Genomic DNA, 11363 nt, shown 5'->3' with positions numbered 1-11363 from the left:
GCCTCGAGGCGCCGTTCCGGCACAGTTTCGAACAGTTTTGCTTCGGCGCACCAGCCGAGCTTGAAGCCCTTTTGCGCAGCCCGGCTCAGGAAGTCCGAATCGCCGCCGCCCATGAAGTTGAAACGCAGGTCTAGGAAGGGCGGACCCATGGCCAAAAGTACATGGCGGCCGACGAGAAGGTTGCCCGAGGAATAGAGCGCTGGAACTGGTCCGGTGGTGGAGTAGGGCGGCGCGAAAACCGGATGCGTCGCCCAAACCTGATGTGCAGGGTCGGCGAAGACGGGCACCTGCGGTCCACCGACTATGTCGACACCAAGGCTTTCGGCGGCGGTGCACATGGTTTCAAGCCACAGCGGATCGGCCAGTTCATCGTCGTCGATCACCAGAAGCTTGGTGAAATTCGGAAAGTGCAGGAGCGCTGTGTGCCAGCCGGCATTATAGGCACTGCAATTGCCGCGCTCATGAGCGACGATGACGAGCCCTGCCATCGCACCGCTTTCAAACAACGGCAGCGCGGCGCGCATGCCTTCGCCGCCTTCGGCGTCGTTTTCCATGACGATGACAGCGAATCGCCGCGCGGTTTTTTGCTTGGCGAGCGAATCGAGCGTTGCCAGCAACTGCTGTGGCCGGCGGAAGGTCGGTAGCGTGACCACCACTTCCACATCATCCACCGCCAAAGCAGGCGACATGCCTGCAATGGTCACGGATTTGAGAGGTGGCAGAGCATCCATGAAAGGGCACCGGTTTTAGATGCCCCTCCCTATCACCGGCACCATAACGGTCGGTTAAATAGACCGCGAGCAGGTCGGTGGCCGTATTCCACAGCCCGCGCGAATTGCTTAATGAAGACTTCACCGCACGCTGCTAGGGCATGGGCAGGAATTTTGTTGCGATGCATCTGCTGTTTGCCACATCCATCGTGCCTGACGGGGCGCTTTCCTCAGGCTACGAGATCGCCAATCAGGCGATCATCGATGCGCTGCGCCGTGCCGGCGTGCGCGTGACCGTGCTCGGCTTTGGCTGGCCGGGCAAGGCGCCGTCCGATCCTGAAAACACCATTCTCCTTGCTTCGCTCGATGTGCGTACCGACGCGGCACCCCTGCAGCGCAAACTCGCCTGGCTGGCGAGCGCGGTTGCCTCGGGCCTGACATTCGCGTCAGCCAAGCTGCGCGTGGTTTCCGATGAGACGGTGCGCGAGGCGATCAAGGCAGCCGGCCCGTTCGACGGCTACATCCTCAATTCGGTCCAGATGGTTGCTGCTTTCGAAAGCGTCTTTCAGGACCGGCCTTCGATCTTCGTCGCGCACAATGTCGAGTTCCGCTCGGCGGCGGAGAATTCGCAAGCCGCCAATGGTGCGTTTCAACGCGCCTTGTTCCGGCGAGAAGCAAGGCTCCTCGAAGTCATCGAGAAGCGGTTGTGCCGCAAGGCGCGTTTTGTCTTCACGCTGGCCGAGGAGGATCGCGCCGAGCTCGGYGTTGCCTCCGACACGCGCTCGGTGGCGCTGCCGCTGGTGACGCGTTCGGAGCTTTCGACCGGACGGGGCATGCGAAACATCGAATGCGAGGCGGCTCTGATCGGCACCTGGACCTGGGAGCCCAACCGTATCGGCCTCGACTGGTTCCTGGGCAAGGTCGTGCCGCATCTGCGCAAGGATTTCCGCATCCATATCGCTGGCAGTGTCCCGGCCGGCGTGTCTTCGCCGCATCCCGGCGTCAAGTTCGTTGGCCGGGTGCCGGACGCCCAGGCCTTCGTACGCAGTGCTGCGGTCATCCCGCTCGTCAGCACGTCCGGCAGCGGTGTCCAGCTCAAGACCATCGAGACCTTTGAACTGGGCCTGCCTTCGGTGGCAACTGCACACTCGCTGCGCGGCATCACCCACAAGCCTCAGAATTGCATCATGACCGACGATCCCGCAGCCTTCGCCAGGGCGCTCGAACAAAGCGTCGATCAGAGGGTCGCGGACGTCGACGGCAGCGATTTCCACCGCCGGCAGATCGCGGCACTCGACAGCGCGATTGCGCTTGGCCTCGCCAAGCTTGGTGCCGGCGCGCGTGAGGTGGCGGCGTGAGCGTGGCGGCTGTGCCGGTCCGGCGCATCCTCGGCATCCGGGTCGCCAGCCTGCGACGCGACGAGGCGGTCTCTCATTTGTCTCGGCGGCTCAGGGAAAAGACCTTCACCAAGGTCACCTTCCTCAATGCCCACAATGCCAACATCGCCTGTTCCGACAAGGAATTTGCCGCAACCCTCGACGATTTCCTGGTCCTCGCTGACGGCGTCGGTGTCGATCTCGCCGCGCGCTGGCTCTATGGAGCGCCTTTTCCCGACAATCTCAATGGCACCGACTTCGTGCCTGCCTTGCTCGAGGCGTCGGAGAGGCCGCTGACGGTCGCATTGCTCGGCGCAAAGCGCGCCAATGCCGAGCGCGCCGCGGAGCGGTTGGCCGAGATCGCGCCAAAGCATCGTTTCGTCGTTGTTCACGATGGCTTCTTCACCGCTTCGGAAGAACCCACGATCGTCGCCGATATTGGCGCGCTTCGCCCAGACATCTTGCTCGTCGCCATGGGGGTTCCGCGCCAGGAGTTCTGGATCGCGCGCAACCTGGGACCTGAACATTGCACACTGCCGATCGCCGTCGGCGCGCTGCTCGACTTCCTCAGCGGCTCGGTGCCGCGCGCGCCGAAGTGGATGCGCCAATTGCGCCTCGAATGGTTGTTCCGTCTGATAATTGAGCCAGGCCGGCTGTGGCGGCGCTACATCGTTGGCAATCCGCTGTTTCTTCTCCGGGTGTTGCGGCAGAAACTGACGGGGCAGGGCGGGGAGGACCGCTCTTGAACGCCAATGGCACATCGGTGGCTCCGGATGCCGCACTGGTGACGGCCAGCTATGCCGCCGATTTCGAGCGCTGCCGCCTGCTGTGCGAGACTGTCGATCGACACGTCGTGGGGGCATCGCACCACTACCTGCTGGTTGAGCATCGCGACGTGGCGCTGTTTCGCCAACTCGAAGGCAGCCGCCGCACCGTGATCGACGAGCGCGATCTGTTGCCGTCCTGGCTGCGCGACATGCCCGACCCGACAAGCCTGTTTAAGCGCCGCATCTGGCTGAGTCTCAAGGCACCGCCGCTGCGTGGCTGGCACGTCCAGCAGCTGCGGCGCATGGCCATTGCCGAGCGGATCGAGCAGGAGATACTTGTCTATGTCGATTCCGACGTCGCGTTCCTGAAGCCGTTCGATTGCGCCAGGTTCTGGCACGACGGCAGGTTACGGCTGTTTCGCCGCGACGATGCGCTGCTTGCCCCCGGCCACGAGAACCATCGCATGTGGTCCGCGAACGCGGCCGCCGTGCTTGGCATCGCCGCGCCTGAAATTTCGCCGCACGACTACATCTCCACGCTGATCGCCTGGCGTCGCTCAAGCGTACGCGACATGCTCGCCCGGATTGAAAAGATCAGCGGCCGGCATTGGGTCGAAGCAGTGTGCGCACGGCGCAAATTCTCCGAATGCATGATCTATGGCCGCTTCGTCGACGAGGTCATCGACGGTGCCGGGCATTACCACGGCTCGGAGGAGTTCTGTCGGGTTCATTGGACCGGAACGCCACTTTCGGATGCGCAGTTCGAAGCCTTCGTAGCAGCGATGGCGCCCGAGCAGGTGGCTATCGGCATGCAATCCTTCATCGGTACCGATCTCGGCCGTATCCGCAGGCTTGTCACGGCCTGAACTAAATCGCCCGGGCTGGCCGACGCAGAGCCGAATAGGTCACCGCGGCCGAGGCGAGGTAGAGCAGCGCGAACATGCCGTTCAGCGACCATATAAGCGTCTCGGTGTCGGCGACCTGCAGCAGTAGCATGGACAGCAAGGCAGCCTTCAGTCCTGCGAGCATGGCCAGGTTGCCGGCGCGGATCAGCGTCTGGCCGCGCGCGAACAAAAGCTCTGCGTGATATTCGACGAGATTGCGCAAGGCCGGCACGAACAGCGCGAGCCCAACCAGAGGTGCAGCCTCCGAGACGTTGCGTCCGAGGAAATTGGGATAGAAGTGCAGCACCACGGCGAGGAACAGCAGGGCCGATGTGGAGACAATAAGGATGCCGGCTTCGATGCCGATCTTGACCTTCAGCTTGGCCAACATCTGCGGCGCCCGCATCATGCGCTGCACCAGCATCATCGAGAAGGTGCGGATCGGGATGGCCGTGAGGTCGACCAGCCGCATGACGATGGCATAGATGCCCGCGAGATGCGGCCCGCCCATGGCCAGCACCAGCAGCTTGTCGAATTCCATCTGCAGATAAAACAGCACCTCGGCGCCGGCGACATAGATCGAATCCGAAAGCCGTCGCCAGTAGAGATCCGGTGTCAGCCTCAGCCGCTGGCGCGGATAAAACATGCCGAAAGCCAATGTCAGCGAGACGAGATTGCAGGCGACGTAGAAGCCGGCCCAGGCTTCGACCGTGTGGCTGGGCCAGAAAATGAACAATGCCGCCGCCGCAGATTTTATCGCTGACGTCAGGATAGCCAGTATTGCCGCCTTGCCGAAGCGCCCGAGACCGTTGTTGACGATCATTGCCACCTCGACCGGCCGCCAGAGCAGGGCTTCGGCGCAGATCACGGTGGCGAAAATCGCGGCGGGCAATGTGTTTTTGAAGAACAGGAACCAGGTGAGCGCCGAGGCCGCCGCCAGCAACGGCAGCGACAGCAGCGCCAGCATCAGGAAGCCTGCGGTGTAGCTGCCGATCAGTCGGGGACGTATTGTCGCCGTCCGGTAGAGAGCCGAGATGAAGCCGAAGGCAAGCGTGCGCGACAGCATCACGCCGGCGGCTGAGGCGGTGGCGAAAAGACCGAAATCGGCGATCGACAAGGTGTTGGCGAGCGCCACGAAATAGATCAGCGAAAAGACCAGTCGTCCGGCAGAGCCGCTGATCGCCGAGAAATAGTCGCGCAGGACAGCGCGCCGACCAGACAGGAAACTGCCGATACGCTGGCGCAGCGGCATGCGCGGTATGTCATTTGCCTGGGTCATGATCGGGCCGGAGAATAGGGGCCAAAACTTAATGTGCCGTTCCGCGACGGATGCATAAAATGCCACAAAGGCGGATAATTAACCTTTTGTTTCCCACGCCTGTTTAGCTTKGGTTAACGACCGGACAATGATCCGGACTATCCTGTTGGAAGCTGCCCGAAACATGGACGAATCTGGAAATCGCGACGACTGGAGGCGCAAGCGCTCGCTGCTTGCGCAGGACCAGGACGACGCTACGTCCAAGTCCAAGGGGGCCTCGCTTCTCTCGATCTCCGTTGATGAGCACCAGGAGGCTGGGGCGCAGGATCCGGTGACCCGGCATCGCATGGCGCGCCTGCGCCGTGAAGCCGACAGTGCCGCCCGTGACGCACTCGCCGAGGCCCCGCTTGCGGCGGAGGTGAAGCCGAACAACGAGCGTCCGGCTGTCAAAGAGGCGTCCGCAAGCGAAAGCGCAGCGCCGGCTCCGTCCTCGATGATAGGTAACTGGCGCGACAGACTGCTTGGCCCCACGGTTCCCGCTGCCGCGATGGTTCAGCCTGTGGTCCCGGACATGGCGTCATACGATCAAAGCGACCATGACGATGTCCGTTGGAAGCCGCTGATCGATCCGATGAAAGTCATCGGCGGGATTACCCGCTCGAAGCTGCTGATCGTCTCGACCACATTGGTGGGCGCGCTCATGGGCGTGGCAATCGCGCTGTCGACGCCCAAGATGTATCAGGCGTGGACCGAGATGATCGTCGATCCGCGCAACCTCAAGCTCTCCGACCAGGAATTGACTGTTGGCAATCTGCCTTCGGACGCGACGCTTGCCGTCGTCGAAAACCAGGTGCGCGTGCTGACGTCGGGGTCGGTACTGACCAAGGTCGTCGACAAGCTCAACCTTGCGGAAGATCCGGAGTTCAATGGCACCGCTGGAGGCGGTTTCAGTGTTCGTTCTTTCCTGCGCTCGTTGATTTCCCGCGATGATACGGCAGCTGGAGATTCGGCCGGTCGCAGGCACACTTTGGCGACGACGCATCTCGCCGAAGCGCTGACCATCGAGCGCGGTGCAAATACGTTCGTCGTCTCGATTGGAGCAAAGACGGAAGACGCCGAAAAGTCGGCTCTCATCGCCAACACGATGACTGAAGTCTTCATGCAGACCTTTGGCGAGTTGCAGGCGGGAACCGCGGGACGCGCAACCGACGAACTTAGTGCCCGCCTTAATGAAATGCGCAAGTCGGTTGAAACAGCCGAACGCAAGGTCGAGGCCTTCAAGGCCGAAAATGAACTGATCGATCCGCAGGGACGGTTGATCACCGACGATGAGATCCAGCGCGTCAACGACCAGCTGACTGCTGCGCGCTCGCGTACCTTGGAACTCAACGCACGCGCTGCATCGACACGCGGTCTCGGCGTCGACGCGGTCTTGAGCGGCACCTTGCCGGAGGCGATCAGCTCTCCCACCATCAATGAGTTGCGGGCGCAGTACGCAGCGCTTACCCAGGAGGCCGATCGGGCGGCTGTGAGACTTGGTCCTCGCCATCCCGAACGTCTGGCCATCGAGGCCCAGTTGACCGGCGCGCGCGAGCGCATCGCAACGGAGCTGCGCCGTGTCGCGGCTTCCATCCAGGTCGAGCTCAAGCGCGCCGTTCAGATGGAGCAGGAGCTCGCCGCCCGGCTCGCCCAATTGAAGGTGCGCCAGGGCAGCGTCGGCGATGAGCTTGTCACGCTGCGCGAGCTCGAACGCGACGTCACCGCCAAGCGCGCCGTCTACGAGGCGTTCCTGCTCAGGGCGCGTGAAACGGGCGAGCAAAGGGACATCAACTCGGCCAATGTGACCGTCATTTCGACTGCTTCGCCGCCGCTTCAATCGACCGGGCCGTCGCGTGCCATGATCTCGATCGCCGGCATGCTGCTTGGTTTTGCATCGGGCGTGGGCATCGGTGCTTTGCGTGGCGCGCTCGAAAGCCTGCGCGATACCGCCAACCGCCGTGCTCGCGCCAAGCCGGTGTCGCGCCGCAGGCCCGAGGAGACGACTGGAAGCGAGCCGGACGCGCGGGGCACGGCACCGAGGCCAGAGGCCAGGACAACTCCGTCATTGGTAGTCGCCAGCGCGCGTGAGCATCCCGTTGTCGATCAACCTATGTCAGGGCCACTGATGCAGCCGCCGGCCGGTGAGGTTGGTTTCGCGTCGCCCTATCCGCMCTATCCGCAGGCAGGCTATGGTCCAAAACTGCCGCCTCAAGCAGGCTACGGACCTGCTGTAACAGCTCCAGGTTACGCCGCGCCGTATCCTTATCCACCCGCATATAAGCCGCAGTCGGCTGGCCATTATCCATGGTCGCCCGTGCCGCAGCAGGCAGCCCCCGCGCCTCAGGTTCCGCGTGCCGAGCCGCCGGCAGCGCAAAACCAGATCGACGAGATCAGCGAGAGCCTGCGCGAGGTTCGTAAGGAGTTGAACCAACTCAGGGAGCGGCGCACGCGCCGCTACTTCTGAAATTCTCCCGGGCGGTTTCGAGTTTACGGCACCGGACGCCGCAATGGCGAGGTTGCTGGTCGGAAATTTGATGACAATGCCGCCTCGAACGATGCAGCAGACGGAGTGAGCCATGGCTGAGATCATTGACGGGAAGAGTGTCGCAGCCGAGGTCGTCGAAGGCGTCAAGAAGTCGGCGGCCACACTTGCCGAGCATGGCGTGAAGCCGGGGCTCGCCGTGGTCATCGTTGGCCAGGATCCGGCCAGCCAGGTCTATGTCGCCAACAAGTCGCGCACCGCCAAGGAATGCGGTTTCCATTCGGTCCAGCACACGCTTGCCGCCGAAACCTCGGAAGCCGAACTGGTGGCCCTGGTCGAAGCACTCAATGCCGATCCTGATATCCACGGCATTCTTGTGCAGCTGCCGCTGCCCGGCCACATCGATGCCGGCAAGATCATCCAGACGATCGCGCCGGACAAGGATGTCGACGGCTTCCATTTCATCAATGTCGGCAAGCTCGCCACCGGCGAACTCGACACGGCGCTGGTGCCTTGCACGCCGTTTGGCTCGATGCTGCTGATCGAGCGCAARCACGGCAAGGACCTTTCGGGACTCAACGCTGTCGTTGTCGGCCGCTCCAACATCGTTGGCAAGCCGATGGCCAATCTCCTGCTTGCCGCTAATGCGACGGTCACCATAGCCCATAGCCGCACCAAGGATCTGCCGGCGCTCTGCCGCACCGCCGATATTCTCGTCGCTGCTGTCGGTCGGCCCGAAATGGTCAAGGGCGACTGGGTTAAGTCGGGTGCGACTGTCATCGACGTCGGCATCAATCGCATTCCGGCGCCTGAAAAAGGCGAAGGCAAGTGGCGCCTTGTGGGGGACGTCGAGTTTGCCTCGGCCGCCAAGAACGCCGGCGCCATCACGCCGGTGCCTGGCGGCGTCGGCCCGATGACCATCGCCATGCTGATGGCCAATACGCTGGTGTCGGCCTATCGCCACGCCGGCCTCGAATATCGGGGGTTCTGAGTGAAAGCGGCGTTGTTGAAACCGGCGCCGCTTCCTTGCCCAAGTCTGCGCTTTCTGTAGATTTGGCTTCGATGTCAGAGCCTCACCCCGAAGGTCGCCAGTTCGCATTCCTGCTGGTCGACAAATTTTCGATGTTCTCGCTCGTTGCCGCCATCGACACCTGTCGGTCGGCCAACCGGTTGCTCGGTCGCGACGTCTATGGCTGGACCACTGTTTCGGCCGATGGCGAGGCGGTGATCGCCTCCAATGGCCTGCCGCTCAAGGTCGATTATTCAGTCGCCGATGTGCCGGCGGTCGACATCATGTTCGTCTGCGTCGGTGTCGCCACCGAGTTTCCCGGCAAGAGCAAGGTGCTCGGCGCGCTCCGATCCTGGGGGCGGCGCGGGGCAGCACTCGGAGCGCTTTCGGTCGGCTCGTACCTGCTCGCCGAAGCCGGCCAGCTCGACGGCTACCGCTGCACTATCCACTGGGAAAACCGTGCCGGTTTCATGGAGAAATTCCCCGATATCGAGTGCACCAACAATGTCTTTGAGATCGACCGCAAGCGCTACACCTGCGCCGGCGTGACCACCTCGATCGACCTGATGCTCGAAATCATCCGCCGCGATTTCGGCACCAATCTCGCCAATGAAGTCGCCAATCAGTTCCAGCACGAGCGTATCCGTTCGGCCGGCGACCGCCAGCGCGTCGGACCGGAGCGTGATCTGACCGGCAAGTCCGACAAGCTCAAGCGCATCGTCGAGCTGATGGCAGACCATCTCGATGAGCCGCTGTCGGCGGTGCAGCTCGCCAAGACCGCAGGCCTGTCCGTCCGCCAGGTCGAGCGGCTGTTCCTGCGCCATCTCAACGTCACGCCCGGGCGCTACTACATGCGTCTCAGGCTCGAGCGCGCCCGCGAGCTTCTGCGCCAGACCAACATGCCCATCCTCGACGTGGCGATCGCCACCGGTTTCACCTCGCACTCCTATTTCGCCCAGAGCTACCGGCTCCAGTTTGGCCGCCCGCCAAGCGAAGAGCGCCGCACCACCTATTGATCGGTCCCAGGGTTGTCAGTCCGAGGCCCCTTGTTTAGCCTCGCTGGCATCAACCTGAATCGGCGAGGGACGGCATGAAGGCGTTTACACGAGGCATCCTGGCGTCTGCCCTCATGCTGTCGGCAATGGCAGCTGCGCATGCCGCCGACCGGACCATCATCGTGCTCGACGCCTCGGGCTCGATGTGGGGCCAGATTGACGGCAAGCCCAAGCTGGAGATCGCGCGCGAGGCGCTGCGCACGGTGCTGAAGACGGTGCCCGCCGACACAGAGCTTGGCCTGATGGCCTATGGTCACCGCGAAAAGGGCAGCTGCACCGACATCGAGCTTGTCGTGCCGCCGGCCGCCGGTTCGGCGAGCGCCATCACCGCAGCCGCAGACAGCATGAAGTTCCTAGGCAAGACGCCGCTTTCCGCCGCCGTCAAGCAGGCCGCCGAAGATCTGAAATACACCGAGGAGAAGGCAACCGTCATCCTCATCACCGACGGGCTCGAGACCTGCAGCGCCGATCCATGCGCGCTCGGCAAGGAGCTAAAGCAATCGGGCGTCGACTTCACCGCTCACGTCGTCGGTTTCGGCCTGACGGCGGAAGAGGGCCGGCAGGTCGCGTGCCTCGCCGAAAATACCGGCGGCAAATACATCCAGGCCTCCGACGCCAAGGCGCTGGAGGAGGCGCTGGTACAGACGGTTGCAGCACCTGCGCCCGCGCCGGCCTCAACTCCGGCACCCGAACCGGCCAAGCCCGAATTCAATTTCGTACCCGAAGTGACGATGGCTGCAGGTGGTGAACCGCTCAGCGATGCCGGCAACGCTTGGGAAATCTACAAGGCCAATGCCGATGGCACCAAGGGCGAGCGCCTCACCACCGAATACAACAACTACAAGGGTTCGCTGGAAGCCGGCGACTACATTGTCCGTGCCATACTTGGCGAGGCAGCAGTCGAGCAGCCGCTCAAGGTCGAGGCCGGCCAAGTCTACAAGCCGCTTTATGTCCTCAACGCCGGCACGCTGATAGTCCGCCCGCGCCCGAGTGAAGGTGCTGAGGTCAATGATGGCGCAACCGTCGTCATCGAATATCCCGGCGGCACTGGCCCTGCCACCAACTATGGTCAGACCAGGATCGTGTTGCCCGCCGGCGCGCAGAAGCTGACGGTCAAGATCGGCGAAGGCGAAACGAGCGAGACAATCCAGCTTGCCGCCGGCCAGGCCCTCGAAAAGGATGTTGTGGTCGGCGTCGGCCATGTGCTGGTCAATGCTATCTATGCTGAGGGTGGCGAGAAGGTCGACGCGTCGGGCCTCGACGTGAAGATCTACAAGGCCAGGAAAAAGATCGACGGCACTCGCGAGCAGGTGACCTATGCCTTTGGCTCCGACGCCAAGTTCGATCTCTCCGCTGGCAACTATGTCGCTATCGTGAGGATGGACCAGGCCGAGGTCGAGCAGCCCTTCAACGTGAAGGTCGGCGAGCGTGGCGACGTGACGGCGGTTCTCGACGCCGGTGTTCTGGCGGTCAGCGCGCCTGGCGCCAAGACGATCAAGGTGTTTTCGGCCAAGAAGGACATCCAGGGTGAGCGCAAGGATTTCGGCGTGGGCTACGACGAGAAGCACCAGGTGACCTTGCCTGCCGGCGACTATGTCGTGGAAGTCGACCGCGAGGCCAATGGTGGCAAGAAGGAAGGTACGGCCACCGTCCATGCCGGCGAGCGCAGCGAAGTGACCATCCAGTAGGATTGCAACTTGCAGCGAGCGCGGCTATTTAGGTCGCGCAACGCGTCAACAAACAAAGGAGGGCTGCGTGTACACGTTTTTTCGTCACCATCGTC

Annotated in this window: 9 protein-coding genes; 7 read left to right on the top strand and 2 right to left on the bottom strand. The window is 62.8% G+C overall.

What is annotated here, in order from left to right; all coding sequences use genetic code 11:
* A partial coding sequence (locus tag AC1DUU_RS11555) for a glycosyltransferase family 2 protein (protein WP_476783557.1) occupies positions 1-731 on the bottom strand: 731 nt, incomplete at its 3' end.
* A 161-nt stretch (positions 732-892) separates the two neighbouring features.
* Here AC1DUU_RS11555 and AC1DUU_RS11550 point away from each other — a divergent pair.
* The 3 genes from AC1DUU_RS11550 to AC1DUU_RS11540 are packed head-to-tail and all read left to right on the top strand — an operon-like array spanning position 893 to position 3719.
* Positions 893-2068, top strand: a complete 1176-nt coding sequence (locus tag AC1DUU_RS11550; RefSeq protein WP_476783556.1) for a glycosyltransferase — start codon at positions 893-895, stop codon at positions 2066-2068.
* Positions 2065-2832 (top strand): WecB/TagA/CpsF family glycosyltransferase, encoded by a 768-nt coding sequence (locus AC1DUU_RS11545; protein ID WP_476783555.1) that lies wholly within the window; start codon positions 2065-2067, stop codon positions 2830-2832. Before AC1DUU_RS11550 ends, AC1DUU_RS11545 begins: the two co-directional genes overlap by 4 nt.
* On the top strand, positions 2829-3719 hold the full coding sequence (locus AC1DUU_RS11540; protein WP_476783554.1) for a DUF6492 family protein: 891 nt from the start codon (positions 2829-2831) through the stop codon (positions 3717-3719). The genes AC1DUU_RS11545 and AC1DUU_RS11540 overlap by 4 nt, the downstream gene beginning before the upstream one ends.
* A 1-nt stretch (position 3720) precedes the next feature.
* Here AC1DUU_RS11540 and AC1DUU_RS11535 read toward each other — a convergent pair whose 3' ends face one another.
* Positions 3721-5016, bottom strand: a complete 1296-nt coding sequence (locus AC1DUU_RS11535; RefSeq protein ID WP_476783553.1) for a lipopolysaccharide biosynthesis protein — start codon at positions 5014-5016, stop codon at positions 3721-3723.
* A gap of 163 nt (positions 5017-5179) precedes the next feature.
* On the opposite strand from AC1DUU_RS11535, the gene AC1DUU_RS11530 reads away from it, so the two are divergent.
* From AC1DUU_RS11530 to AC1DUU_RS11515, 4 genes are all read left to right on the top strand, one after another.
* Complete coding sequence (locus AC1DUU_RS11530) at positions 5180-7498, top strand: GumC family protein (RefSeq protein ID WP_476783552.1); 2319 nt, start codon at positions 5180-5182, stop codon at positions 7496-7498.
* Between the two features lie 112 nt (positions 7499-7610).
* Positions 7611-8507 (top strand): bifunctional methylenetetrahydrofolate dehydrogenase/methenyltetrahydrofolate cyclohydrolase FolD, encoded by an 897-nt coding sequence (folD, locus tag AC1DUU_RS11525; RefSeq protein WP_476783551.1) that lies wholly within the window; start codon positions 7611-7613, stop codon positions 8505-8507.
* 71 nt (positions 8508-8578) lie between these two features.
* Positions 8579-9541: a GlxA family transcriptional regulator gene (locus AC1DUU_RS11520; RefSeq protein WP_476783550.1), complete on the top strand. Its 963-nt coding sequence runs from the start codon at positions 8579-8581 to the stop codon at positions 9539-9541.
* 74 nt (positions 9542-9615) lie between these two features.
* The gene (locus AC1DUU_RS11515; protein WP_476783549.1) at positions 9616-11268 is read left to right on the top strand and encodes a vWA domain-containing protein; all 1653 of its coding nucleotides are present in this window, start codon (positions 9616-9618) and stop codon (positions 11266-11268) included.
* Positions 11269-11363 lie beyond the last annotated feature (95 nt).

The organism is Aminobacter sp. P4_H6_2 (genome assembly GCF_056400805.1).
This window is presented reverse-complemented; position numbering and strand designations above follow the sequence as displayed.